This window comes from Streptomyces sp. NPDC051133 (assembly GCF_040682635.1).
Classification (GTDB): Bacteria; Actinomycetota; Actinomycetes; order Streptomycetales; family Streptomycetaceae; genus Streptomyces.
Window position 1 is genome coordinate 37,922 of the sequence record NZ_JBFBBK010000004.1, and the last position, 26,254, is coordinate 64,175.

General features: G+C 72.7%; 19 protein-coding genes and 1 other RNA gene. 11 read left to right on the plus strand and 9 right to left on the minus strand.

The annotated features are described in order from the left end of the window. Window positions 1–28: 28 nt before the first annotated feature. Together AB0N17_RS06285 and AB0N17_RS06290 are read right to left on the minus strand one after the other, a co-directional pair. A complete protein-coding gene (locus AB0N17_RS06285; protein ID WP_366010222.1) occupies window positions 29–1,654 on the minus strand; it encodes a glycosyltransferase family 2 protein in 1,626 nt (541 codons plus the stop codon). A gap of 44 nt (window positions 1,655–1,698) precedes the next feature. Next, entirely contained in the window at window positions 1,699–2,970 is a 1,272-nt protein-coding gene (locus tag AB0N17_RS06290) for a glycosyltransferase 87 family protein (RefSeq protein WP_366009965.1), read from the minus strand. 112 nt (window positions 2,971–3,082) lie between these two features. Between AB0N17_RS06290 and AB0N17_RS06295 the strand changes: the two genes are divergently transcribed. Next, complete coding sequence (locus tag AB0N17_RS06295) at window positions 3,083–4,711, plus strand: glycosyltransferase family 39 protein (RefSeq protein WP_366009966.1); 1,629 nt, start codon at window positions 3,083–3,085, stop codon at window positions 4,709–4,711. Here AB0N17_RS06295 and AB0N17_RS06300 read toward each other — a convergent pair. Next, a complete protein-coding gene (locus tag AB0N17_RS06300; RefSeq protein WP_366009967.1) occupies window positions 4,650–5,123 on the minus strand; it encodes a MarR family transcriptional regulator in 474 nt (157 codons plus the stop codon). The genes AB0N17_RS06295 and AB0N17_RS06300 overlap by 62 nt on opposite strands. Window positions 5,124–5,244: 121 nt before the next feature. Between AB0N17_RS06300 and AB0N17_RS06305 the strand changes: the two genes are divergently transcribed. Then, window positions 5,245–5,658: an organic hydroperoxide resistance protein gene (locus AB0N17_RS06305; protein ID WP_366009968.1), complete on the plus strand. Its 414-nt coding sequence runs from the start codon at window positions 5,245–5,247 to the stop codon at window positions 5,656–5,658. Window positions 5,659–6,029: 371 nt separating this feature from the next. On the opposite strand, the gene AB0N17_RS06310 is transcribed toward AB0N17_RS06305, so the two are convergent. The 5 genes from AB0N17_RS06310 to AB0N17_RS06330 form a co-directional block, all read right to left on the minus strand. Continuing rightward, window positions 6,030–8,258 (minus strand): CDP-glycerol glycerophosphotransferase family protein, encoded by a 2,229-nt coding sequence (locus tag AB0N17_RS06310; protein WP_366009969.1) that lies wholly within the window; start codon window positions 8,256–8,258, stop codon window positions 6,030–6,032. 155 nt (window positions 8,259–8,413) lie between these two features. Then, complete coding sequence (locus AB0N17_RS06315; RefSeq protein WP_366009970.1) at window positions 8,414–9,322, minus strand: carbohydrate ABC transporter permease; 909 nt, start codon at window positions 9,320–9,322, stop codon at window positions 8,414–8,416. Between the two features lie 91 nt (window positions 9,323–9,413). Then, a complete protein-coding gene (locus tag AB0N17_RS06320) occupies window positions 9,414–10,694 on the minus strand; it encodes a sugar ABC transporter permease (protein WP_366009971.1) in 1,281 nt (426 codons plus the stop codon). Between the two features lie 70 nt (window positions 10,695–10,764). After that, the gene (locus tag AB0N17_RS06325) at window positions 10,765–12,147 is read right to left on the minus strand and encodes an ABC transporter substrate-binding protein (protein ID WP_366009972.1); all 1,383 of its coding nucleotides are present in this window, start codon (window positions 12,145–12,147) and stop codon (window positions 10,765–10,767) included. A gap of 216 nt (window positions 12,148–12,363) precedes the next feature. Beyond that, entirely contained in the window at window positions 12,364–15,996 is a 3,633-nt protein-coding gene (locus tag AB0N17_RS06330; RefSeq protein ID WP_366009973.1) for an FHA domain-containing protein, read from the minus strand. Between the two features lie 325 nt (window positions 15,997–16,321). Between AB0N17_RS06330 and AB0N17_RS06335 the strand changes: the two genes are divergently transcribed. From AB0N17_RS06335 to AB0N17_RS06350, 4 genes are all read left to right on the plus strand, one after another. Then, complete coding sequence (locus tag AB0N17_RS06335) at window positions 16,322–17,968, plus strand: serine/threonine-protein kinase (protein WP_366009974.1); 1,647 nt, start codon at window positions 16,322–16,324, stop codon at window positions 17,966–17,968. 134 nt (window positions 17,969–18,102) lie between these two features. Continuing rightward, on the plus strand, window positions 18,103–19,332 hold the full coding sequence (locus tag AB0N17_RS06340) for a serine/threonine-protein kinase (RefSeq protein ID WP_366009975.1): 1,230 nt from the start codon (window positions 18,103–18,105) through the stop codon (window positions 19,330–19,332). Window positions 19,333–19,409: 77 nt separating this feature from the next. After that, window positions 19,410–20,516 carry a peptide chain release factor 2 gene (gene prfB, locus AB0N17_RS06345; RefSeq protein ID WP_366009976.1) on the plus strand — a complete coding sequence of 369 codons (1,107 nt, stop codon included), beginning with the start codon at window positions 19,410–19,412 and terminating at the stop codon, window positions 20,514–20,516. Between the two features lie 297 nt (window positions 20,517–20,813). Next, window positions 20,814–21,686 carry a hypothetical protein gene (locus AB0N17_RS06350; protein ID WP_366009977.1) on the plus strand — a complete coding sequence of 291 codons (873 nt, stop codon included), beginning with the start codon at window positions 20,814–20,816 and terminating at the stop codon, window positions 21,684–21,686. A gap of 117 nt (window positions 21,687–21,803) precedes the next feature. Here the strand turns inward: AB0N17_RS06350 and AB0N17_RS06355 are convergent, their stop codons facing one another. Beyond that, on the minus strand, window positions 21,804–21,995 hold the full coding sequence (locus AB0N17_RS06355) for a hypothetical protein (protein ID WP_366009978.1): 192 nt from the start codon (window positions 21,993–21,995) through the stop codon (window positions 21,804–21,806). A 247-nt stretch (window positions 21,996–22,242) separates the two neighbouring features. Here AB0N17_RS06355 and ftsE point away from each other — a divergent pair, with 247 nt between their 5' ends. The 5 genes from ftsE (at window position 22,243) to ssrA (ending at window position 26,236) form a co-directional block, all read left to right on the plus strand. Next, window positions 22,243–22,932: a cell division ATP-binding protein FtsE gene (ftsE, locus tag AB0N17_RS06360; RefSeq protein WP_366009979.1), complete on the plus strand. Its 690-nt coding sequence runs from the start codon at window positions 22,243–22,245 to the stop codon at window positions 22,930–22,932. A gap of 36 nt (window positions 22,933–22,968) precedes the next feature. After that, window positions 22,969–23,886 (plus strand): permease-like cell division protein FtsX, encoded by a 918-nt coding sequence (gene ftsX, locus AB0N17_RS06365; RefSeq protein WP_366009980.1) that lies wholly within the window; start codon window positions 22,969–22,971, stop codon window positions 23,884–23,886. 67 nt (window positions 23,887–23,953) lie between these two features. Then, entirely contained in the window at window positions 23,954–25,129 is a 1,176-nt protein-coding gene (locus AB0N17_RS06370; RefSeq protein WP_366009981.1) for a S41 family peptidase, read from the plus strand. A gap of 81 nt (window positions 25,130–25,210) precedes the next feature. Next, window positions 25,211–25,753 (plus strand): SsrA-binding protein SmpB, encoded by a 543-nt coding sequence (smpB, locus tag AB0N17_RS06375; RefSeq protein WP_366010223.1) that lies wholly within the window; start codon window positions 25,211–25,213, stop codon window positions 25,751–25,753. Between the two features lie 114 nt (window positions 25,754–25,867). Continuing rightward, window positions 25,868–26,236, plus strand: a transfer-messenger RNA (tmRNA) gene (gene ssrA / locus AB0N17_RS06380). Window positions 26,237–26,254: the final 18 nt, after the last annotated feature.

A 26,254-nucleotide genomic window follows, 5' to 3' on the forward strand; every position in this document is an offset into this window, starting at 1 on the left:
TCCTGTGGCCTGTCGCGGCCGGTCGGTCTCAGTGAAACAGGCGGCGGAGCCTGCCGCGGGCCACCTGCCATACCCCGCGCACACCCGTCGCCACGCGCAGCGCCAGCGTGCCGGAATGCGTGGCGTACGGCTGCACCAGGAGCACGCCGTAGCGGAGGCTCGGCACGGCGCGTCGGCGCAGCCGGCCGGCGCCCGCCAGGGCGTGCGCCGTGACGTCGCGCTGTGCGCCGTCCGCGCAGCGCACGGTCAGACGCAGGTCCCAGGTGCCCGCGCCGAGCGCCGCCAGGTCGACGGGCAGGTCGGCCGACCAGGTGCCCGCGCCGGCCGGGGTGAGAGCGGCCGTCGCGCTCCACGCCCTGCGCTCGTCGTCGCGCGCGTGCCACGCGACGTCCACCTCGCACGGGCCCGCCTCGGCAAGCCTGCCGTACAGCTCGTGCAGTCGCAGGCGCAGCCGCGAAGCACGCGCGCGCGGGGACAGTTCCGCGTCCACCGCGAGCGGCAGCAGCGGTACGGGGTGGGTCAGCAGCGGGGCCAGGGTGACCTGGGGCAGGTCCGTGGACCAGACGGGGACGCCGTCGGGCGTGCGGGCGTACGGCGGCAGCAGCCGTGCCGGGCGGGCGGCGAGCTCACGCAGCCGGGGCAGGTCGCGGGGCTCGGGCGACTCCAGCACGACCCGCCCGAGCAGCCTGCCGGGCGCGGCCGGGTTCAGCTCCCAGTCGGCGGCGTCGTAGCGCGCGAGGTACTCCTGGGTGTGCGCCCACCACGCGCGCCGGTAGTCCACGTCGCGCAACCCAAGCTCGCGCGTGTACATGCGCACCTCGTGGTCGAGGAACTTGGCCCGCGCGGCCCGCGCCAGCTCCTTCTGCCCGGCGCCGAGCAGGATGTCGTACGCCAGTGCGCAGGCTTCGACGCGCGCTTTCCAGTTGCCGATGCGCTCCCGGTCCAGCGAGAGCGACAGCTGTTCGGCGGCCCGGCGCACATGCCAGACGTAGACCTGGTCCGGGACGAGCGCGAGGCGCGGGCTCGCGGCCAGCACGCGCGCGGTGAAGACGATGTCCTCGTAGAGGAAGCGGCCCTCGGGGAAGCGGATGCCGTGCTCGCGCAGGAAGTCGGTGCGGTACAGCTTGTTGACGCACAGCGTGTCGTGGACCAGGCGGGGCCGCTGCGAGGGGTGCGTGAGGACGGTGTGCGCCGTGTAGAGGGACGCCTGCCAGGGCTGGTCGCGCCCGGCGGGCAGCTCCCGGCGCACGCACAACCCGCTCGTCACCTCCGCCCGTGCCTCCGTCGCCGCCGTCAGCAGCGCGTCCACCGCGCCGGGCGGCAGCACGTCGTCGCTGTCCAGGAACATCACGTACGGCGCCGTCACCGCGTCGATGCCGGTGTTGCGCGGGCTGCCGCAGCCGCCGCTGTTGGTGTCCCGGCGCACCACCCGCAGCCGGGGCTCGTCGGCGGCCAGCCGCTCCAGCAGCTCGGCGCTGCCGTCCGTGGAGCAGTCGTCCACGGCGACGACCTCGGCGACCGCGTTTCCTTGGGCGAGCGCCGAGCGCACCGCGTCGCCCACGTGGGCGCGGTCGTCGTAGCCGATGACGACGACACCGACCTGGGCCGTGCGCGCGGGCTCGGTGTGGTGCGGGTCTGGCAGATCTGGGTACATGGGGTCCACAGGCCGGGAGCGTATAAATGTTCGGTAATACCCGGTTAAGAGATGGTTAGCGCTCGATCCGGAAGACGGTCGGAATCGCTTCGGGGTTCCGTTGTTTGCCCGCTCTTTTCGAAGGGGGGCAGCGCGTCCCGCCACAGCCGGACGAAGGACAGCACGGCGGCGGCCGTCAGCGCCCCGTTGCGGGCCAGCATCAGCAGGCAGCCGGTCCAGGAGCCGGCGACGACCTCGCGGTAGTGCATCGGGAACACCACGGTGCTCAGCGCGGCCGCCGTCAGGACCAGCACGGCGACCGGACGCTGGCTGGTGTGCCGCGAGGTCAGGCACACGGCCGCCAGGCCCACCAGCCAGATCATGTACTGGGGGCTGATCACCCGGCTGGTGACCGTGAACAGCAGCACCGCGCTCAGTGCCGCGTCGAACGGCGTGGCCTCGGTCCACCGCCGGGCCCGCGTCCGCCACAGCACCAGCAGCCCGAGGGCGACGGCCGTCAGCACGAGGGAGGTGGCGGCCACGGCGCGCACGTACGGGCCGACCAGCTCGACGGCGCCGTACTGGTAGCGGGTCCGCCCGGACCAGCCGGCGTGCCGCGCGAGATCGAGCGCCGTGCCGCCGAGCGACTCGATCTGCACTCCGCGACCGCCCTGCTGCCGCAGGAAGGAGAGCGTGTTGTCGAACAGCAGGGCCAGCAGGCCCAGCGAGGCGCCCCCGACGGCCACCGCCCACCCCCAGGCCGTACGCGTCCCCCGGCCCCGGGGCGTGCCCAGCAGCACCAGCGCCGGCCACACCTTCACCAGGGCCCCCAGCGCCCCGAACACGCCGCACGCGCGCGGGGAGCGCGACAGCGCCAGCAGTGAGAGCACCGCCAGCGCGGTGACCTCGACGTCGTACCGGGCGAGCGGCAGATGCAGAAGCAGCGGCAGCCCGCCCGTCCACATCGCCGCGCCGAGCAGGCTGCGCCCGGGGCGCCTGCCCGCGCGGACCAGCGCCGCCGCCACCAGCGCGTCGGCGGCCAGCGTCAGCACCACGAACGCCTGAACGTACGTCAGCCACGGCAGCAGGCCCGGAGCGAGCAGCACCGCGCCCGCGCCCGGCGGGTACTGCCACAGCGTGTCGTGCGCCGGGAAGGTGCCGTGCGCGAGGACGCCGTACCAGTGGAAGTACAGCCGCCGCACCTCCCGGGCCACCGAACCCCGGCCCAGCAGCGGGGCACTGTCGTGGACCAGCACCCACAGCATCAGGCCGCGCGTGGTGACCCACAGGGCGGTGAGCGCCAGGACCGGGCCGGGGGTGACACGGAGACGGTTCATCGCATGGGAGCCTAAGCGGCATGCATGGTGTATCTGTGCTGATACGCCGTCAATACCGGAAAAAGATTGGCTAATCGCAAAAGATCGGGCTCTGGTGGACATCGGGCTTCCTGTGGGACCGCGGCCGCGCGGGGCGGGTGCGACGGCGGCCGGCGCGGCGACCGGCACGGCGGGGCGCGCACCGCGCGGGCCAGGGGCGCGGATCGCGCGCGGGGCCGCCGTGGGCGGGCCGGCGCTGGTCATGCTCGCCGTCGGGCTCTGGGGGCTCGACCGCGGCGGAATGTGGCGCGACGAGGCCGTCAGCCTCCAGGTCGCGCGCCGTACGGTGCCGCAGATCTGGCGGCTGCTGCACGGCGTGGACGCGGTGCACGGCCTGTACTACCTCCTCATGCACGCCGTCCTCGCGGTCCGTCCCGGCGAGGTCGCGCTGCGGCTGCCGTCGGTGTGTGCGGCGGCCGTCACCGCGGGGCTGGTGGCCGCGCTCGGCACCCGGCTGGTCCGGCCGCGGGTGGGGCTGTGGGCCGGGCTGCTGTACGCCGTCTCGCCGATGGCGGGTCACTACGCGCAGGAGGGCCGCTCGTACGCCCTGGTGGCCGCCGGGGCCACCGGGGCGACGCTGCTGTTCGTGCGGGCCGCGCAGGGGGGTTCCTGGCCGGCGTACGGCGCCGTTCTCGGTCTGACGTGCTGGCTGCACGAGTTCGCGGTCCTGCTGCTGCTCGCCCACGCGGTGTCGCTGGCCCTGGCCCGCGTGCGGGCGCGGGTGTGGCGGGGATGGGGGTGCGCGGCCGGTGCGGTGGTGCTGTCGCTGCTGCCGATGGTGTGGATCTCGCGGTCGCAGGCGGCCCAGGTGGCCTGGTTGCGGCGGCCCACGGCGGACGTGGCCGAGGGGCTGCTGCGGGCGTTCGTGGGGCCGGGCGAGGCGGTGTTCCCGGTCTGCCTGGTGCTGGCGGGGGTGGCGGCCGCGGGGATGACGGGACGGCGCGGAGACCTCACCTGCGCGGGGGTGGGGGTGCCGTTGGCCCTGGTGCCGCCGGGGGTGCTGATGCTGGTGTCCCAGCTGACGCCGTTGTATGTCGACCGGTACGTGCTGTACGCGCTGGGCGGCGCGCCGTTGGTGGTGGCGGCGGGGGCCGAGCGGGTGGCGGGGGCGGTGGGGCGGCTGTGGCCCGGTGGGCCGCCGGGAACACGCCCTGTGCCGCGGTCCGCTCTCGTCGCCCTCGCCGGTGTCCTGGCCGTCTCCCTGACCTTCGTCCAGCAACTGCCCCTCCTCCGCGCCGACCGGACCCCCGCGAGCCGCGCCGATGATCTCGGGGCCGTGTCCCGGCTGGTCGCGCGGGAGTCGGGGGCCGGGGACGCGGTGCTGTACCTGCCCGCCGGTGCGCGCAACGTGGCGCTCGGCTACCCCGGTGCCTTCCGGCGGACGCGGGACGTCGTCCTCGGGGAGGGGGCGGCCGAGTCGGGGACCTTGTACGGGGTGGAGGTCGGGCCGGGCGAAGTGCGGCGGAGAGTGGGGCGGTTGACACGGGTGTGGGTCGTGGGGGACCGGCGCCTGCTCGCCGGCCGCTGGACTCCGCGCAGCCCCACCGAGCGGACCAAACTCGCCGTGCTCGCCCGGGACTTCGTGCCGCGCGCGCGGTCCGTCCGGGGCGGCATGGCCGTACGGCTCTACGTGCGCCCGGCTAGTCGTGCCGTTCCGCGTTCCGCGCCTCCGACAGCGCCGCGGCGTCCAGCGCCGTCGTGAGCCGGTCGAGCCGTTCGCGCAGCTCGGCGATCTCCTCCAGGTCGAACCCGGTCGCCCGGGCGATCCGGCGCGGTACCTCCAGGGCCCGCTCGCGCAGGGCCGCGCCCTCCTCGGTGAGCCGCACCCATACCGACCGCTCGTCCTCGACGCTGCGCTCGCGCCGCACCAGACCGGCCGTCTCCAACCGCTTGACCAGCGGCGACAGCGTGCCGGAGTCGAGCCGCAGCTCCTCGCCGAGCCGCTTGACGGGCAGATCGCCCTGCTCCCACAGCACCAGCAGCACCAGGTACTGGGGGTAGGTGAGCCCGAGGTCCTTGAGGACCACCCGGTACACCCCGTTGAAGGCGCGGGACGCCGCGTGCAGCGAGAAACAGATCTGGCGGTCCAGGCGCAGCCACTCCGTGTCGGTCATGCCTCCAGAGTAGCTCTTGCAAGCCATTTAGTTGTGCGCAACTTAATTGTGTGCTCTACTTATGGTCGTGAGGCGGTCAGGACAGGGGCCGCCGGACCCGAATTCACAAGGGATGGTTCTCATGGACGCGCTGTACACCGCTGTCGCCACCGCCACCCACGGCCGTGAGGGCCGTGCCGTCTCCTCCGACGGCAGGATCGACCTCAAGCTGGCCCCGCCGGTGGAGCTGGGCGGCAACGGCGAGGGCACCAACCCGGAGCAGCTCTTCGCCGCCGGTTACGCCGCCTGCTTCGGCAGCGCCCTCGGCCTCGTCGGCCGCCAGGCGAAGGTGGACGTCAGCGAGGCGGCGGTGACCGCCGAGGTCGGCATCGGCAAGCAGGGCGAGGGCTTCGGGCTGCAGGTGACCCTGCGCGTGGAGCTGCCCGACACCGTGGACCAGGAGACCGGCCGCAAGCTGGTCGAGACCGCCCACCAGGTCTGCCCCTACTCCAACGCCACCCGCGGCAACATCGAGGTCGACCTCGTCATCGAGTAGGCGCACGAACACCGGGGTGCCGGCCCTGAGCGGCGGCCGGCACCCCGGTCACACCTGTGACGCCGACGTCAGCGCGGCCTGCCCGACGGCCTGCCCCGGGATCCGCACCGCGCCCGGCCCGGTCGTCGGTCCGCCCGGCAGCCGAGGCGAACAACCGGGCCGGCTCCCGATAGGAGCGGGCGGCCCGGCCGGGCGGCCCGGCGGTGACGTCGAAGCAGGTGCCCCGGCTCGCGGTGTACGCGGGCCGGGGCTCTTTGCGGTGTCTTGCGGGCGCGGCCGGGCCGTCCCGCCGGACGGCAGGTGGGCGGCCGGCTCGGGGTGGGCCGCGTCGAGCCGAGGGGCATGGGAACTCCCGGTAGGACCAACGGTGTTCAGCGGCTCTCGGCGACGGGGAGACGGCCGGAAGGCTGCGGCACGGTGGCCAGCGGCGAACGCGCGCAGGCCGACGGCACCGGCCTGCGGTCCGCGAGCGGAACCACCGGCGGCAGCTCCGTCTCGCCCAGCACCACATGCCGTACGACCCGTTCGGCGGCGCGCCCGTCGTCCCACGGGCAGAACCGCTCCCGGAACGCCGCCCGCAGCTGGGCCGAGCGCGAGCCGCGCCAGTGGCCCGTGGCGAAGATGTCGATCAGTTCGTCCTCGCTGCGCGCCACCGCGCCCGGCGGGAAGGCGCGCAGATCGAAGTAGGTGCCGCGGGCCGCGTCGTACGCCTCCCAGTCCTCGGTGTGCACCACGATCGGCCGGTCCAGGACGGCGTAGTCGAACATGAGCGACGCATAGTCGGTGACCAGTACGTCCGAGGCCAGGCAGAGGGACTCCACGCTCGGATGCCCGCTGACGTCGATGATCCGGGTGCCCGCGCCGAGCGGGCCGCCGTGCACGGGGTGCGGGCGGGCCAGGATCACGAAGCGCGGTCCGAGGCGGCGCGCGATCCGCTCCAGGTCCAGCAGCGGGAGCTGGGTGCGCCGGTGGTCGCGGTAGGTGGGCGCGTACAGGACCGCGACCGCGCCCTCGGGGACGCCCAGCGTCTCGCGCAGCCGGGACACGTCCGCCGAGGTCGCCCGCAGCAGGACGTCGTTGCGCGGGGAGCCGCACTCCAGGGTGGTGTAACCGCCCGGGAAGACCCGCTCCCAGGTGGTGGTCGAGTGCCGGTTGCCGGACAGGACGTGGTCCCACCGGTCGACATCTCGCAGCAGCTCCTCGAAGTCGGTGCCCCCGGCCGCCGCCGGGCGCTCCTGGAGATCGAGTCCCATGTGCTTCAGGGGCGTGCCCTGCTGGGTCTGCACGAACACCTGCCCGCGCCGCTTGCGCAGCCGTCCCTCGAACCGCGTGTTCGTGACCAGGTACCGGGAGCGGGCCAGCGCCGTCCAGTAGGCGGCCGTGCCGGGGCGGAGCCGGCGCGGGCCCGGCGGCAGGGCGGCCTCCTGCCCGGGGCGGGTGAGCCACGCGGTGCGGATGTGCGGGGCGTGCGTACGGAACGCCTCCTCCAGCGCGCCCGGGTCCGAGCGCCCCGAGGAGGCGGCGAACACGGCCCGGTCCGAGCGCAGCGGCAGCCGCAGCTGGATCCGGTAGTGCAGCTGGAGCGCCCCGGAGCGCGCGCCGCGGGCCAGCTTCACCGCGGACTTGCCCACGCGCCGGCGGACGGCCGAGGCCAGCTGGAGCGCCCGGAACGTGCGGTGCAGACCGTAGCGGACCAGCGCGTGCCGCAGCCCGACGCGTGCGCCGGGCACCCGGTGACGGCGGTAGTGGGCACGGGCCCGGCGCAGGAACTCGCCGTGGCTGCCGCGCGGCAGGCGGCCCCGCCGGGTGAACACCGTCGCGTAGTGGTCGATCATCCGGCGGAACAGCTCGGGCCGCCACACGGCGAGTTCGGGGCGCTCCGCGACGTACGCGAACACGCGGTCGTACTGCTCGAACAGGTCGAAGTGCTTGCGGCTCGTGGTGCCGAGGATGCTGCCCTGCCGGCGCTGCCGGTAGTGCACGCACACCCGGTCCAGGGTGGCGATCGACTCCGCCGCCATCAGCACCGGGAAGGTCCAGGGGGTGTCCTCGTAGTAGCCCGGCGGGAAGGTGAAGCCGTGCGCCTCGACGAACTCCCGCCGGCACACCTTGTTCCAGGCCACCATCAGCACCCGGAGCAGCCCCGGCCGGTCCGCCAGCCGGAAGGGTGCGGGGCCCTGGTGGGTGAGCAGGCCGGACAGCTGGTTGCGGACCGTCCGGCCGTCCCAGTACGTGCGCGCGTAGTCGAAGACCAGGACGTCCGGCTCCCCGGTCTCCTTGATCCGGTCGGCGACCGCCAGCAGCGCGTCCGGGGTGAGGGTGTCGTCGCTGTCCAGGAACACCAGGTAGTCGCCGGTCGCCTCGGCCATCCCCGCGTTCCGGGCCCGGCCGAGCCCCTGGTTCCGCGCCAGGTGCACGGCCCGCACCCGGGTGTCCCGGGCCGCGTACTCGTCGATGATCGCGCCGCAGCCGTCCGGGGAGCAGTCGTCCACGGCGATCAGTTCGAGATCGGGATACGACTGCGAGAGCACCGAGTCCAGGCACTCGGAGAGGTACGCCTGGACCTTGTACGCGGGGACGATGACACTGAACCTGGGCAAGGGACATCCATGGGTCGGTCGGCGCGGGCCTTCTGCCCGGGAACGGCCGATGGAGTGAATTGGTTACGGCCCCGTACCTCATGTGGGGGACAATGGATGAACGCGAAGAGGCGGGCCGTTGAAGACCCGCCCCTCCAAGAGTGCCCCGCCCGGGGCTATTTGACCGCGCCCGCCATCACCCCGGACACGAACTGCCGCTGGAACGCGAAGAACACGGCCAGTGGGATCACCATCGAGATGAACGCACCCGGCGCCAGCACGTCGATGTTGTTGCCGAACTGCCGGACCTGCGTCTGCAGCGCGACCGTGATCGGCTGGGTGCCCGACTTGGTGAACACCAGCGCGACCAGCATGTCGTTCCACACCCACAGGAACTGGAAGATGCCGAGGCTCGCGATCGCCGGCCCGCCGAGCGGCAGCACCACCCGCGCGAACAGCCGCAGTTCACCCGCGCCGTCCAGCCGGGCCGCCTCCAGCAGCTCCCGCGGGATCTCCGCGAAGAAGTTGCGCAGCAGGAACACCGCGAACGGCAGACCGAAGCCCGTGTGGAACAGGATCACGCCGAGGATCGTGCCGAACAGGCCGATCCTGCCGAACAGTTCGGCGATCGGGATCAACGCCACCTGCACCGGCACCACCAGCAGGCTCACCACACCCAGGAACCACCAGTCCCGGCCCGGGAACTCCATCCACGCGAACGCGTAGCCCGCGAGCGCGCCGACCACGACGACCAGGACCGTCGCCGGGACCGTGATCAGCACGGTGTTCAGCAGGGAGTGGGTGATGTCGCCGTTCTCCAGCAGCTTCTCGTAGCTGTCGAAGGTGAGCTGGGACGGCTTGCTGAACACCGTCCACCAGCCGCTCGCGCTCATGTCCTCGGGCGGGCGCAGCGAGGAGATGAGCAGGCCGACGGTCGGCACCAGCCAGAACAGGCCCACGACGACGAGGAAGAAGCGGACCAGTCCGCCGTTCAGCCGCTCGGCCACCTTCGCGCCGAGCGACTGCCGGGCCTTGACCGGCCCGACCGGGCCGGCCTTCGTGACGCTTCCGGCGGTCGCCGTCATCGCCGCACCTCCCGCCTCAGCCGACGGACGTTGCTGTGTTCACCCGGGGGGCGACCCCCGGACCCCCGGCCGGGCTGCGGGCGTCGTGTCGTCATCGCCGTACCTCCCGCCTCAGTCGACGCACGTTGAAGAGCATCACCGGGATCACCAGCACCAGCAGCAGCACCGCGATCGCGCTCGCGACGCCCGGCTGGCTCTCCGCGAAGCCCTTGCGGTACAGCTCCAGGGCGAGCACGTTCGCGTCGTCCTGGGAGGAGCCCGGGGCGATGATGTAGACGAGGTCGAACACCTTGAGCACGTTGATCATCAAGGTGACCACGACGACGGCGAGGACCGGTGCGAGCAGCGGCACGGTGACCTTGCGGAACACCTGCCACTCGTTGGCACCGTCCACCCGAGCCGCCTCCAGCAGCTCCCGCGGCACACCCGCGAGCCCGGCCGCGATCAGCACCATCGCGAACCCCGCCCACATCCACACGTACGCCCCGATGACCGCCGGGGTGACCAGCGACGGACCGAGCCACTCCAGCCCGTTGTACGGCTCCTTGAAGTTGCCCGCCGGAAGCCGCAGCCGTGCCCCGTCGGCGGACGCGGGCAGGGTGAAGGTGCCGTCGCCGGCCGCCTCGGTGGAGGCGACCACCTTGCCGTCCTTCACCGCCTCGATCCGCATCCCGGCATAGCCCAGCTCGGACGGGTCGGGCGCGCCCAGCCTGCCCACGCCCTCGCCGCGCGTGAAGTCCTGCCAGGTGGTGCCGGTGATCCTGCCCGGCTCCGGCTTCGCGGCGGCGGCCTTCTTCGCACCGTCCGGCATCTGGTCGGGGGCGACCCCGACCAGGGGCAGCGTGACCGGCTGCCCCGCGTGCACGGCGCCCTTGGTGACGAAGCCGCCGCCCTCGGCCACGAGCGGCGACTCGCGGCCCGGGTGGGCCTTCGGGAACGCCGACGACTGCGCGAACGTGTCGTGCACGCCCACCCACACCGCGTTCGCGACGCCCTTGTCCGGGTCCTGGTCGTACACCAGCCGGAAGATGATCCCGGCCGCCAGCATCGAGATCGCCATCGGCATGAAGACGACCAGCTTGAACGACGTTCCCCAGCGCACCCGTTCGGTCAGCACCGCGAAGATCAGGCCGAGCGCGGTGGACACCGTCGGCGCGAACACCACCCAGATGACGTTGTTCTTGAGCGCCGTACGGATGCTGTCGTCCGTGAAGAGCGTCTTGTAGTTGTCGGCCCCGGCGAAGCCGTCACCGGAGGCGTTGTAGAAGCTGCGGACCAGCGAGTACCCGATCGGGTAGACCACGAGCGCGCCGAGCAGGACCAGGGCGGGCAGCAGGAACAGCGCTGCCACCGTCCTGCGGGTGCCGGTCACGCTCTTGCGACCGCGAGGCGCGGCGGGGCCCGGTGGGGCCCCGGCCGCCGCTGCCGACGCCATCGCCGGATCAGCTCCCGCTTCCGTACGCGGCCGACGCGTCCTTCTCCAGCTTCGCCTGGGCGCCGGCGACGTCCGTGGGGTTCTTCAGGAAGTCCTGCAGGTCCTTCCACTCGCCCTTGCCCGGGGTGCCGCCGAAGGCCTGCGGGGCCTGGTCGGACATGTCGAAGCGGAAGTCGTCGCCGGACGCGATCAGCGCCTTGGCGATCTTCTGCTGCACCGGGTTCGGGTACGCCGAGACCGGCACGTTCTTGTTCGGCGACAGATAGCCGCCGAGCTTGGCCTGGATCGTCGCCGCGTCCGGGGAGGCGAGGAAGGTCACCAGGGCCTGGGCCGCCTTGGAGTCCTTCAGGATCACCGCCGCGTCACCGCCGGAGACCACGGGCGCCGAGGAGCCGACGGCCGGGAAGGGGAACACCTTCGCGTCCGTGCCCACCTTCGCCTTGGTCTCACCGATGTTGACCTGCACGAAGTCGCCCTCGTAGACCATCGCGGACTTCGGCTGGTCGCCACCGGTGAAGGTCTGGGTGACCGACTGGGGGAACTCCGTCTGCAGCGCGCCGTTCTGCCCGCCCGCCAGATAGTCCTTCTTGGCCCAGATCTGGGCGAGGGTGGTCAGCGCCTGCTTCACCGACGGATCGGTCCACTTGATCTTGTGCTGGGCCAGCTGGTCGTACTTCTGCGGACCCGCCTGGGACAGGTACACGTTCTCGAACCAGTCGGTCAGCGGCCAGCCGTCGGCACCGGCCACCGAGAACGGGGTGACACCGGAGTCGTACACCGCCCGCGTGGTCGTCAGCAGGTCCTTCCAGGTCTTCGGTTCCTTTGCGCCCGCGTTCTCGAAGACCTTGGCGTTGTACCAGATCAGCGACTTGTTCGCGGCCTTGTAGTAGGCGCCGTACTGCTTGCCGTCGACCTTGCCGATGTCCTGCCAGCCCTGCGAGTAGTTCTTCTGCAGCTCCTTCACGGCATCCGGCCCGAGCGGCTTGGCCCAGCCCTTCTGCACCGCCTGCTTGATGGCGCCCGGCTGCGGCAGCAGCGCCACGTCCGGCGGCTGACCACCCGCGATCTTCGAACCGAGGAAGTTGATGATCGGGTCCTGGGCGGGGACGAAGGTGACCTTCGCGCCCGTCCGCTTCTCGAACTCGGCCAGGACCTGCTTGAAGTTCTTCTGCTCCTGGCCCGTCCACACGGCGGCGATCTCCAGGTTCGCGCCGTCGAGCTTCGGCAGGGTGACGGCGGACCCGGACGGAGTGGCCCCGTCGCTCCCGCCGTCGCCCTTCTTGTCGTTGTCGCCGCTGGAGCAGGCGGTGAGCGCGAGGGCTCCCGCGAGCAGCGCGGCACATGTGGTGACGGCCCTGCTTGTCCGGATGGTGCTGCTGCTGTGCATCACTTCCCCGTTCGTCGTTCTCCGTTGAACGTCGTGAACCTCAGAACTCTGTCCCGTGCGGTCCGGTGTACGCCGGGCCGCTCAGGGCGGGCAAGAGCGCCTGCGGTGTCAAACGGGTGATCGTGACCGGCTCGTGACCGAGGGTGTATGCGTCGGTCTTCGGCGATCGCGGATCTCCTGCGCCAGAGCAGGGACGGCACCTCCGCCGCCGAGCCTGCGCTAGAGCAGGGACGGCACCTCCGCCGCCGAGACCTCCCGCGCGGCCCGCTCCACCGCGCTCGCCAGCAGGGCCAGGTCCGTGGGGCCGTTGCCCAGCTCCCGGACCGGCCTGCGGGTCGGCGGGTCGCCCATGCGCTGCCAGTCCAGCGGGACGACCGTGGGCCGCTGGGTCGCGGTGCGCGGGATACGGCCCGTCACCCGGCCGCCCTGGAAGCCGGCGGACCGGCCGTCCGGATACGTCAACCGCCCGCGCCCCGGCGCCGGATCGTCCGGGCCGGCCTCCGGCGCCTCCAGCGCCACCCGCAGCCCGGCCCTCCGCGCGGGCTCCGTCTCCGCCGTACGGCCGCCGACCCCCGCTGCCGCCACCACGTGCACCCCGAGCCGCTCGCCCTCCCGGGCCACCGCCTCCAGCGCCCGCATCACCGACCCGGCGGCGGGCCGCCCCGGCGAACCGAGCGCGGGGGAGACCAGCGCGTCCAGATCGTCGACGACGACCACGAGCCGGGGCAGCGGCGGCGCCACCTCGGCACGCTGGCGGGCGGCACCGCCCGGCCGCAGCCGCAGCGTGGAGCTGGGCGGCACTTCTATGTCACCCGTGGCGGGCGTGCGCTGGGCGACGATACGGCCCGACAGCTCACGCCCCGCGTGCCACTCGGTGAAGTCCGCCCGGCCCAGCAGCTCCGCGCGCCGCTTCAGCTCCGCGGTCAGCGACTGGGCGAACTCCCGCATGCGCACCGGGTCGTTGGCGGTGAGGTGCGTGGTGACGTGCGGTATGTCCGTGCACACGCGCAGCCCCTCCCCGCGCCCGGCGCTCGTGCCGACCCCGTCCCGGCCGTCGACGAGCACCACGCCCAGCCGGTCCGGTCGCTCGGCCGCGGCCAGTGACGCGACCACGGCCCGCAGCAGCTCGGTACGGCCGCTGCCGGGCGGCCCCTCGATCAGCAGATGCGGGCCGTCGGCCACCAGGTCGGCGGTGAGCGGCCCGCGCGGACCGGCGCCGAGCACCGCCCGGGCGCGGCCGCCCAGCGACTCCGTGTCGTCGGCCGCGTCCGCCCAGCGTGCCATCAGCGAGGCCGGGGTGGCCCGGGCCAGCCCCAGCTCGTCCAGCAGCCGCGCCGACGGCGGCAACGGCGTGGCCACGCGCGCGTGCCGCTCACCGGCCGGGCCGTCCGGCCGCAGCGGCGCCAGCGCCCGCGCGAACCTCTCCGCCCAGGCGAGGGACACGGCGTCCACGGCGGCGAGCGTGCCCGGGCCGGCGGGACCGCCCGGCGCCACCCGCATCAGATGCAGCGCGCTCGCGACATCCCCGCTGAGCAGCGCCACGGCACCGCAGTGCCGGAAGGTCGGTGTCGCCGCGCACGCGGCCTCGTACGTCCGCGCCACCGGGGAGGCGGGCGAGGCGGAGTCCGTCTCCGCGAGACACAGGACGTGTATCCCGGCCCGCGGCCCGGCCACGGCCAGCCGCGCGACGGCCTCCTGCAGGGCGGCACCGCCGGGGTCACCGTCGACCACGACGACGGTGTACGGCCCGGGGAAGCCCACGGGGGCGCCGAGAGCGGGGTCGTCCTTCGCCCAGGAGGGGCGACGGACGGGGGCGGCGGCGGTGTCGTGGGCGGGCGACGGCTGTGCGGGTATGCCGGGGGTCCGGGGGGTGCCGGTGAGGGCGTCCGGTGTCGCCGTGGCGGCCGGGGGCGCCGGGGGCGGGACCTGGCCGGGCGGGCCGGGGGCGTCCGCGGCCGGGGCGGCGGACGGGTGGGCCGCGCTTCGGCCCGTGGCCGCGTGGTCCTCGACCCGGCGCAGCAGCTCCTCCGTCCGGGCCGCCGCCTGCTCGCGGTCGTAGGCCAGCAGCAGACGGCAGTCCTGGCCGTGGTTCGGGCGGACGTGCGGGAGCCAGCCGAGCCACGACCACTCGGCCGTGCGCTCCTCCACCGGGCGGGAGCGGTCCGCGCTGATCAGCACGATCTCCAGCAGGTCGGGGGAGTGCAGCGCGGCGAGCTGGGCCAGCGCCGCGCGGGCCAGCCCGGACAGCCGCGGGCGCGGACCGGCCAGGCCCAGCGCACCCGCCTCCCGCAACGCCGCGGTCACCGGCACGGCCGGCAGCAGACCCGAGCCGTCCGGGGCGCTCCGGTCGGCCGTGCCGAGCCGGACGGTCAGCGCCTCGGGGTGGCCCGGCCCGCGCTCCCACAGCCGGGGCCCGGGGCCCAGCGCCGTCAGCAGCAGCGCGGCCGGGTCCGGCCAGGTCTCCGGCTGCTGCGGGACACCGGCCGCCGGGGCGGCACCGGCACCGGTGGCGTCCCGCGGATACGGGTCCTGCTCGGCCGGCTGGTCCGCGCGCCCGCCGGCCAGCCGGCGCGCCCAGGCGCCGAGCCCGCGCCGCCGGGTGCCCTGCGGGACGTCGGTGCCCCTGAGGGGGGTGCCTCTACGGCCGCGCGGGTCCGCCTCCGCCGGGAGGTGGGCCGCCGCGCCGGCGACGCCGAAGTACCCCGCGTGCGTGTCCCCGCCGGCACCGGTGCCGGGCAGAGCCCGCTCGCCGCTCCGGCTCGCGCGCCCCGGCGCCCCGCCCTGCCCCGGCACGGGCGGCTCGCCCCGGTGCTCCTGGGCCCCCGCACCCGCGTGCGAGGCACTCCGGCCGACGGGGTCGTACCCGTGCTGAACACGGCCCGCACCCGCCGACGCCGACGCGGGCCCACCGGATCCACCGGCACCCGCCGAAGACGCCGGGGTCCCGCCGGCTCCGCCCGCACCCGCCGACGGCGACGCGATCGCGCCCGGGGCATCCGCGCCCGTAGACGCCGACGCGGCGCCACCGAGAACACCCGCACCCGCCGAAGGCGACGCGCCCCCACCGGATCCCCCCGCCCCCGCGGAAGGCGTCGCCCCCCGTGGCACCGCGGTCGAGGACCCGGACTCGGACGCGGCCCCGGACGCGGCCCCCGGCCCGGCCGGAGGTCCGGATGCCTCCGTGCCTCCCCACGTGACCCGAAGACACCCCTCGCCGTCCGGCACGGTCCCCACCCGCGCGCCAGGTCCCCCGGACGGAGTAACCCGCAGGGCCGACTCGCCGATCCTCAGCAGCCCTCCGGCGGGGAACCGCACCGGATGCTCGCCCAGCCGCGTCCCGTCGAGCGCCGTGCCGTTCGTCGAGCCCAGGTCGGCCACCGCGACCCGCCCGTCCGCGCCGACCGTGACCGCGCAGTGCAGCCGGGAGACGTCCGGGTCGTCCAGCGGGACGTCCGCCTCGGCGGAGCGGCCCACGGTGATCCGGCCGCCGTGCAGCAGATGGACCCCGCCCGCGTCCGGCCCCGCCACGACGTGCAGCTGGGTCGGCGCGTCGTCCAGCTCGGGGTGCGGCTCCGGGGCGGCCGGGGCGCCCAGGGACAGCACCGCCCCGTCGACCAGCGGAGGCTCGCCGAGGGCGCAGCGGCGCGGATCGAGGCGCTCGGCCCCCGCATAGAGCACGACCGGGGAACCGGAGGCGTCGCGGCCCTCCCCGGTGACCGCCCCGGCCAGCGCCGACGCGACCGCGGCCAGGTCCGTGCCCGCGGGGGCCGTGACGAGCACGTCGCGGCTCGCGGCTCGGCCCCGCTGCGGGGACGGGCCCAGCGGGTCTACGACGGTCAGCCGGATCTGCATCCCCACCCCAACACGAGCACGTCGGCCAGTACTGGTAGGCATCCTCGCACCTGCCACCGACAGTGCGCCCGGGACCCGGGAACAAGTGATCTTGATTGGTCGGCTCTGCCCCCAAAAGTGCCTGACCAGTGCGCCACGCGCGATCAGTTGAGATCGGTCACGTCCGGTCCCGGCAACCGGCCGACCGGCCCGCGCGTCTTCCCGTCGAACACTTCGAACATGCTCGGGAAGAGTTACGTAGTGCCCTGGAGAGCGGCACTACAGTGGTTCGGAACAACCGGAATGCAGGCAAGCAAGCATCAGCAAGCAGCAGGGAGCGCGTGACGTGCGGCCAGTCGGCAGCAAGTACCTGCTTGAGGAGCCGCTGGGACGCGGCGCCACAGGCACCGTCTGGCGTGCCCGCCAGCGCGAGACCGCGGGCGCCGAGGCGGCCGTGGCCGGACAGCCGGGCGAGACGGTCGCGATCAAGGTCCTCAAGGAGGAGCTGGCGAGCGACCCGGACATCGTGATGCGCTTCCTGCGCGAGCGCTCCGTCCTGCTCCGGCTCACCCACCCGAACATCGTCCGGGTCCGCGACCTGGTCGTCGAGGGTGATCTGCTGGCGCTGGTCATGGACCTCGTCGACGGCCCCGACCTGCACCGCTACCTGCGCGAGAACGGCCCCCTCACCCCGGTCGCCGCCGCGCTGATGACCGCGCAGATCGCCGACGCGCTCGCCGCGAGCCACGCCGACGGCGTCGTCCACCGCGACCTGAAGCCCGCCAACGTGCTGCTCATGCAGCTCGACGGCCGGATGCACCCGATGCTGACCGACTTCGGCATCGCCCGCCTCGCCGACTCCCCGGGCCTGACCCGCACCCACGAGTTCGTCGGCACGCCGGCGTACGTGGCGCCGGAGTCCGCCGAGGGCCGCCCGCAGACCTCCGCCGTCGACGTCTACGGCGCCGGCATCCTGCTGTACGAGCTGGTCACCGGCCACCCGCCGTTCTCCGGCAGCAGCGCCCTGGAGGTGCTGCACCAGCACCTGAGCGCCGAGCCGCGCCGCCCCTCCACCGTCCCGGACCCGCTGTGGACGGTCATAGAGCGCTGCCTGCGCAAGAACCCCGACGAGCGGCCCAGCGCCGAGAACCTCGCGCGCGGGCTGCGCGTCGTCGCCGAGGGCGTCGGCGTGCACGCCAACGCCGCGCAGATCGCCGCCGCCGAGGGCGTGGGCGCGCTGCTCGCGCCCGATCCGGCCCCGGCCGCCGTCCCGGGCGTGCCCGGCGCCGCCGATCCCACCCAGGTGCTGCCGAACACCGGCCCGCAGGGCGCGTACGACCCGAACGCGGCGACCAGCGTGCTGCCGCACACCGGCGGCCCCGCCGGCGCGGCCGACCCGACCGCGGTCCTGCCGAACACCGGCCCGCAGGGCCAGCAGCCCGACCAGCCGCACCCCTGGCAGACCCAGCTGCGCGCCGCCCGCGACCGCAACGAGCAGACGCAGATCCAGTACCTGTCCCCCGAGGACGACCCGCTGCGCCACCGCCCCCAGCGCCAGGTGGCCCGGCCCCAGCAGCAGCCGCGCCAGGCCCCGCAGGGCCGCCCGCAGCAGCCGCAGCAGCGCGGCCGGCAGCAGGGCTACCAGCAGGGGTACGGCTACGCGCCGCAGCAGCAGCCCCAGCAGTACGCCCCGCAGCAGCAGCCCCAGCGGTACGCGCCGCCCGCCCCGGAGCCGCAGCGGCCCGCACGCGAGCCCAGGGCACCGCGCCAGCGCAGCGCCAACCCGATGAAGATCCCCGGGCTCGGCTGCCTGAAGGGATGCCTGTTCACGATCGTCATCCTGGTCGTCGCGAGCTGGCTGATCTACGAGCTGACCCCGCTGCACACCTGGATCGGCCAGGGCAGGAGCTACTGGCACGAGGTGAGCCACTGGGCCGGCCAGGTGAGTCGCTGGGTCAAGGACCTGGGCAGCTCGTCGGGCGGCGGCAACTGACCGCCGCAAGCACCCGAAACCGACCACGGGTTTGCGGATTTGTCGACATCTGGCGGGTGATTTCCGTCTCCGCGGTGAAGGTTGGCTCGCCGGACGCGTAGTTTTAGCGACAACACGCGTCTGTAGGAGCAGTCTTGGCACGGAAGATCGGCAGCCGGTACACCGCGAACCAGATCCTGGGACGGGGCAGCGCCGGCACGGTGTGGCTGGGCGAGGGGCCTGAGGGGCCCGTCGCCATCAAGCTGCTGCGCGAGGACCTCGCCTCCGACCAGGAGCTCGTCGGCCGCTTCGTGCAGGAGCGCACGGCACTGCTCGGCCTGGAGCACCCGCGCATCGTCACGGTGCGCGACCTGGTGGTCGACGGAAACGACCTGGCGCTCGTCATGGACCTGGTCCGCGGCACCGACCTGCGCACCCGGCTGGAGCGGGAGCGGCGACTCGCCCCCGAGGCGGCCGTGGCGATCGTCGCCGACGTCGCCGACGCGCTGGCCGCGGCGCACGCGGCCGGAGTCGTCCACCGGGACGTCAAGCCCGAGAACGTCCTGCTGGACATGCAGGGCCCGCTCGGCCCCGGCGGCGCCCACCCGGCGCTGCTCACCGACTTCGGCGTGGCCAAGCTGATCGACTCACCGAAGCGGACCCGGGCCACGAAGATCATCGGCACGCCCGACTACCTCGCCCCGGAGATCGTCGAGGGTCTGCCCCCGCGCGCGTCCGTCGACATCTACGCCCTGGCGACGGTGCTGTACGAGCTGCTGGCCGGCTTCACGCCCTTCGGCGGCGGCCACCCCGGCGCGGTGCTGCGCCGCCACGTCACCGAGACGGTCGTCCCCCTGCCCGGCATCCCCGAGGAGCTGTGGCAGCTGCTCGTGCAGTGCCTGGCCAAGGCGCCCGCCTCGCGGCTGCGCGCCTCCGAGCTGGCGGCCCGGCTGCGGGAGCAGCTGCCGCTGCTGGCCGGCATGCCGCCGCTGGACGTCGACGAGCCCGAGCTCTCCGAGGAGGCCGCGGAGGAGGAGCCGGCACCGGCGTCCTCGCCGGGCGGCGAGCCGGTACGGCGACGGGGGGCGGTCTCACTGGTCCCGGGAGCCAGGCCTGACTCCAACCGGGACACGCACACCTCGATGCGGGTGCCGGGGCCGGACGAGCTGGCGGGCGGCGCCCACGGGACCGCTCGCGCCCCCCGGACGCCGGGCGCACCCCGCCCCGGCTCCGCCCGGCACCGGGCCACGGTACGGCGCCGCCGGATCACGCTGGGCGTGGCGGGGGTGGCCGTGGCCGCGATCGTGGGCGTCGGCGCGTGGTGGGCGTCCTCCGGCGGCGACGACCAGCCGGCCCAGGACACCCACAGCACGTCGGCGCCCTGACCGCGGCCGGCCCACCCGAACACGGTGCCGGGTGCAGCACGGCCCAGGTCGGTTGCCACAGCCGTTACGCTGGATGCGTGGCAGTCGTCGATGTATCCGAAGAGCTGAAGTCCCTCTCCTCGACCATGGAGTCGATCGAGGCCGTCCTGGACCTCGACAAGCTGAGGGCAGACATCGCCGTGCTCGAGGAGCAGGCGGCCGCGCCGTCCCTCTGGGACAACCCGGACGAGGCGCAGAAGATCACCAGCAAGCTCTCCCACCTCCAGGCCGAGGTCAGGAAGGCGGAGGCGCTGCGCGGCCGGATCGACGATCTCGCCGTCCTCTTCGAGATGGCCGAGGAGGAGGACGACCCGGACACCCGCGCCGAGGCCGAGTCCGAGCTGGCCGCGGTGAAGAAGTCGCTGGACGAGATGGAGGTCCGCACCCTCCTGTCCGGCGAGTACGACTCCCGTGAGGCGCTCGTCAACATCCGCGCCGAGGCCGGTGGCGTCGACGCCGCCGACTTCGCCGAGAAGCTGCAGCGCATGTACCTGCGCTGGGCCGAGCAGCGCGGCTACAAGACGGAGCTCATCGAGACGTCGTACGCCGAAGAGGCCGGCATCAAGTCGACCACCTTCTCCGTGCAGGTGCCGTACGCCTACGGCACCCTCTCCGTCGAGCAGGGCACGCACCGCCTGGTGCGCATCTCGCCCTTCGACAACCAGGGCCGCCGCCAGACCTCCTTCGCGGGTGTCGAGGTGCTCCCCGTCGTCGAGCAGTCCGACCACGTCGAGATCGACGAGACCGACCTGCGGATCGACGTCTACCGGTCCTCCGGTCCCGGTGGTCAGGGCGTCAACACCACCGACTCCGCCGTCCGCATCACCCACCTCCCCACCGGGATCGTGGTCTCCTGCCAGAACGAGCGGTCGCAGATCCAGAACAAGGCCACCGCGATGAACGTTCTCCAGGCCAAGCTGCTCGAGCGGCGCCGGCAGGAGGAGCAGGCCAAGATGGACGCCCTCAAGGGCGACGGCGGCAACTCGTGGGGCAACCAGATGCGTTCCTACGTGCTGCACCCCTACCAGATGGTCAAGGACCTGCGCACCGAGCACGAGGTGGGCAACCCGGAGGCCGTGTTCAACGGTGAGATCGACGGGTTCCTGGAGGCCGGCATTCGCTGGCGCAAGCAGCAGGAGAAGTAACTTTGTCGACATGACAACTGCCGCCCGAGGGGCGGCAGTTGTCTTATGTCTGGGTTTTACATCACACTCACAGGCTTCAACTCGCACCAAACGCCGCCCCATCGGACATTGCGCGCGCAACGACCTTGACGTTGCTTTGAAAAATGGGAAGGGTGAGCCGCGGCATGCGTACTTTGGGGCGCATGTGAACCGGGGGAAAGAAGTTGATGCCACCTTTCGTCACCGGCTACCTCCGTCGATCACGGCACGCCCCACGCGCCGCCTCATTGACGAACAGCTACTGGGGGTAGCAACCACATGACGAAGAAGACGCGGATCCGGGTCGCGCGGATAGCCGCCGGCGCCGTGATCGCGGCCGGTGCGTCCCTGACCGCAGCCGGCGCGGCTTCCGCTCTGGACCTCGATGTCCAGGCGGGCCCGATCAGCCTCGGCGTAAGCGCCGACGGCCCCGCGGACGGCGGGGAGACCAACGGGGGTGGCGGCGGCTGCGACCCGCTCGGCGTCTGCCCGAGCGTGGGCGGCCAGAGCAGCGGTGAGACCGGTACGAACTCGACCGGCGAGACCAACAGCACCGGCGAGACCAACAGCACCGGCGAGACGAACAGCACCGGTGAGACCAACAGCACCGGCGAGACGAACAGCACCGGCGAGACGAACAGCACTGGTGAGACCAACAGCACCGGTGAGACCAACAGCACCGGTGAAACGAACAGCACCGGCGAGACCAACAGCACTGGTCAGACCACCACGACCGGCGAGACCAACAGCACTGGTCAGACGACCACGACCGGCGGTGGCAACGGCAACTCGGGCGGCAACGGCAACTCGGGCGGCAACGGCAACTCCGGCAGCACCGGCAACTCCGGTGGCAATGGCAACTCGGGTGGCAACGGCAACTCCGGCGGCAACGGCAGCAGCGGCTCCAGCACCGGTGGCAACAACGACACCCCCAAGGGCGGCAACAACGACACGCCCCAGGACGAGGGCTCCTCGGCCCTCACCGACACCGGGTCCGACACCCAGGCCCAGGGCGGCGACAAGCAGCTCGCCGAGACCGGTGCCGGTCAGACCGCGTTCCTGCTCGTCGGCGCCGCGACGATGATCGCCGGCGGCATCGGCTTCCGCGTGCTGCCGCGTCTGGTCAGCGGCCGGGGCGGCGCCGCCGCCTGAGCGTAGCCGTACGGCCACGCACCGCGCGCGACGCGCAGCCACAAGGGCCCGGAGCTCGGCGCTCCGGGCCCTTCGGTGTCTTCGCGGCGGATTCCCGCCGACTTCTTACGCGCTTCCCTACGCGGTCTGGTGCGCCAGCAGCGCCACCGCGGCGATCAGCACCGCCAGCAGCGCGATCAGCGCCATCGGGTTCAGCCCGTTCAGGAAGCCCTCTTGCTGCAGTCGCTCGCGGTTGGCACGGCACACCGGGCACCGGCCCTCGCTCACGGGCGCCGCGCAGTTCGCGCACACCAACCGGTCGTACGTCATGCGCTCGCCCTCCTCGCACCGGCCATCACACATACAACGTTCGCGGGAACCAGAACGTTCCCCTTCCACTGTGCCAGGTTCCCCCGTACGTTGCGCGGGCCCTCCGGGCAGGGGCCGGGAACGAAGCGGGAACGGTCACGGGTACAAAAACGCACAAGTCTTGCCCAACCTCAACCTGCGACTGCACTTGCACACCCGGTTCGCGTATGGTCACGCTCATCTACCCCCGGCGACCCGTGGTGCATCCGTGATCCGATTCGACAACGTCTCCAAGGTCTACCCCAAGCAGACCCGTCCAGCCCTCAGGGAGGTCTCCCTGGAGGTCGAGAAGGGCGAGTTCGTCTTCCTCGTGGGGTCCTCCGGCTCCGGAAAGTCCACCTTCCTGCGGCTCGTCCTCCGCGAGGAGCGGTGCAGCCACGGCCAGGTGCACGTCCTGGGCAAGGACCTCGCGCGCCTCTCCAACTGGAAGGTGCCGCAGATGCGCCGCCAGCTGGGGACGGTGTTCCAGGACTTCCGCCTCCTGCCGAACAAGACGGTCGCGGAGAACGTGGCCTTCGCCCAGGAGGTCATCGGCAAGTCCCGCGGCGAGATCCGCAAGTCCGTGCCCCAGGTGCTCGACCTCGTCGGCCTCGGCGGCAAGGAGGACCGGATGCCCGGCGAGCTGTCCGGTGGTGAGCAGCAGCGCGTGGCCATCGCGCGCGCGTTCGTCAACCGGCCCAAGCTGCTCATCGCCGACGAGCCCACCGGCAACCTCGACCCGCAGACCTCCGTCGGCATCATGAAGCTGCTCGACCGGATCAACCGGACGGGCACCACGGTCATCATGGCGACACACGATCAGAACATCGTGGACCAGATGCGCAAGCGCGTCATCGAGCTGGAGAAGGGCCGCCTCGTCCGCGACCAGGCCCGCGGCGTCTACGGCTACCAGCACTGACCGCACCTCGCTCCCGAAAGGCCTGAAGAACCCGCCATGCGCGCCCAGTTCGTCCTGTCGGAGATCGGTGTCGGTCTCCGCCGCAATCTGACGATGACCTTCGCCGTCATCGTCTCCGTCGCCCTGTCCCTGGCCCTCTTCGGTGGCTCGCTGCTGATGAGCGACCAGGTGAGCACCATGAAGGGCTACTGGTACGACAAGGTCAACGTCTCGATCTTCCTGTGCAACAAGCACGACGCCGAGCAGGACGTCAACTGCGCCAAGGGTGCGGTCACCGACGACCAGAAGAAGCAGATCCTCGCGGACCTGAAGAACATGCCGGTCGTCGAGAAGGTCACGTACGAGTCGCAGGACGACGCGTACAAGCACTACAAGGAGCAGTTCGGCAACTCTCCGCTGGCCAGCTCCCTCACGCCGGACCAGATGCAGGAGTCGTACCGGATCAAGCTCAAGGACCCGCAGAAGTACCAGGTGATCGCGACCGCCTTCAACGGGCGCGACGGCGTGCAGTCGGTGCAGGACCAGAAGGGCATCCTGGACAACCTCTTCCAGCTGCTGAACCTGATGAACCGGGGCGCGCTCGGCGTGATGGCGATGATGCTGATCGTCGCCCTCCTGCTGATCGTCAACACCGTGCGTGTCTCGGCGTTCAGCCGCCGGCGCGAAACCGGCATCATGCGCCTGGTCGGTGCCTCGGGCTTCTACATCCAGGCGCCGTTCATCGCCGAGGCCGCGGTCGCCGGACTCATCGGCGGCGGCCTCGCCTGCGTGGGACTCGTGGTCGGCCGGTACTTCACCATCGACCACGGCATGGACCTCTCCCACAAGCTCACTCTGATCAACTTCGTCGGCTGGGACGCGGTGTTGACCAAGCTGCCGCTGATCCTCGCCACGAGCGTCCTGATGCCGGCGCTGGCGGCGTTCTTCGCGCTGCGCAAGTACCTGAAGGTGTGACGCACGCCAAGAGAGCCGTACGGGCAACCGGCCGTACGGCCCTGCGCGTTGTCCTAGACTCACCGCCATGTCGGGCCGAGATCTGTTCTGTCAGCCCCGCCGCATCCGCCGCGGGGCCGCCCTGACCTTGGTCTTCGCCGGTGTGCTGGTCACCGGCGCCGCCACCGGATCCTTCCCGGAGGCCGGGCAGCCCTCGCGCAGGGCGGCGGTGTTCGGGCCGACACGCTCGGGGAGCCGGCACCAGGAGGTGCAGAAGGCCGCCGCCGAAGCCGCGGCCGACGGCAAGTCCCCGATGGAGGCCGCCGAGCGGGCCGTCAGCCGCAGCGGGGACCGCTGGGGCGCCGTCTACTCCGAGGGCGAGTACCAGGAGTTCCAGGAGGCCCTCGACGGCCGCTACACGGGCGTCGGCCTGTGGGCGCGGAGCGGGGCCGACGGCCGGATCGAGGTGACGAAGGTGCGGCCCGGCTCGCCCGCGGCCGACGCCGGGATCCGCCCGGGCGACCGGCTGCTCAGCGTCGACGGCGGCAGGGTGGACGGCCGGCCGGTCACCGAGGTGGTCTCCTTACTGCGCGGTGACGCCGAGGACGCCCCGGCCGGTACGACGGTCACGCTCGGTCTGCGGCGCGGCACGCGCGCGTGGACCGAGAAACTGCACCGGGTCCGGCTGTCCACCGACTCCGTGACCGTGCGCAGGCTGCCCGGCGGGGTCACCGTCGTCAGGATCGCCGCGTTCACCAAGGGCTCCGGTGACGCGGTCCGCGCCGCCGTCCGCGACGCGCCGGCCGACGCGGGGATCGTCCTCGACCTGCGCGGCAACTCCGGCGGCCTGGTCACCGAGGCCGTGGACACCGCCTCCGCCTTCCTGGACGGCGGCCTGGTCGCCACCTACGACGTCGACGGAGCCGAGCGCTCCCTGCACGCCGAGCCCGGCGGCGACACCGCCCGGCCCCTGGTCGCCCTCGTCGACGGCGGCACGATGAGCGCGGCCGAGATGCTCACCGGCGCCCTGCAGGACCGGGGCCGCGCGGTCGTGATCGGCTCCCGCACCTTCGGCAAGGGCTCCGTCCAGATGCCGACCGGGCTGCCCGACGGCGCGGTGGCGGAACTGACCGTGGGCCACTACCGCACCCCCTCCGGACACGCCGTCGACGGCCGGGGCATCACACCCGACCTGGAGGCGGGGCCGGGGCAGGCCCTGCCGCGGGCGGAGACGGTCCTCACCGGCCTGGGCGACCCCTCGTAGCCACGCCCGCCGATCACGCGTAATCGGCTGTACGCACACCCCCGGTGTGGTGCGAAAATGGTCGGCACTATGAGCAAGGGAATGTACGTACCGAAGGAGTCCCAGCCCAAGCAGGGCGGCGGGGCCGGCAAGGCCATGGACGGTGAGAAGGGCGGCAAGCGCAAGATCGTCGCCCAGAACAAGAAGGCCCGGCACGACTACGCGATCATCGACACCTACGAGGCCGGGCTCGTGCTCATGGGCACCGAGGTCAAGTCGCTGCGCGAGGGGCGGACCTCGCTGACCGACGGCTTCGTCCAGATCGACCGCGGTGAGGCGTGGCTGCACAACGCCCACATCCCCGAGTACCACCAGGGCAGCTGGACCAACCACTCCGCGCGCCGCAAGCGCAAGCTGCTCCTGCACCGCGAGGAGATCGACAAGCTGGAGTCGAAGTCCCAGGAGACGGGGCACACGATCGTGCCCCTCGCCATCTACTTCAAGGACGGCCGGGCGAAGGCCGAGATCGCCCTCGCGCGGGGCAAGAAGGAGTACGACAAGCGGCAGACGCTGCGGGAGAAGCAGGACCGGCGGGAGTCGGACCGGGCGATCGCGGCGGCGAAGCGCAGGCAGCGCGGCGTCTAGCGGGCCGGCCGCCGGGGAATAGGCTGGCATCGTCGTGCGTTGGTCACGTACGATGGCACTGCACTCCACAGAGGGTGCGCGGCCCCTCCACGGAGGGGGTTGAAAAAACAACATGGGGATGATCGGTTTCGACAGCGGCTGTCGAAGCAGGGGAAGCGTGTCGAGGAAGCGGCAATGATCTCGTAAACCATATGTCGCAAAAAATAATCGCCAACACCAAGCGCGATTCCTTCGCCCTCGCTGCCTAAGTAGCGACTTGCGAAGTGTCAGCCCGGGGCTGTTCCCGACCCGGATCCTGGCATCAGCTAGGGAACTAAACCTTGATCCCGGTCACGGGGTGAAGAGGGAAACCAAACAGTGACTGAGCCCGTCGGCGACTTGTTCGCGTGATCGCCGGGGCTGAGAAAATCACAGCGAACTGCACACGGAGAAGCCCTGATTCCGCACCGTTGGACGCGGGTTCGATTCCCGCCATCTCCACGAGCCCCCTGAGGGGGGTAC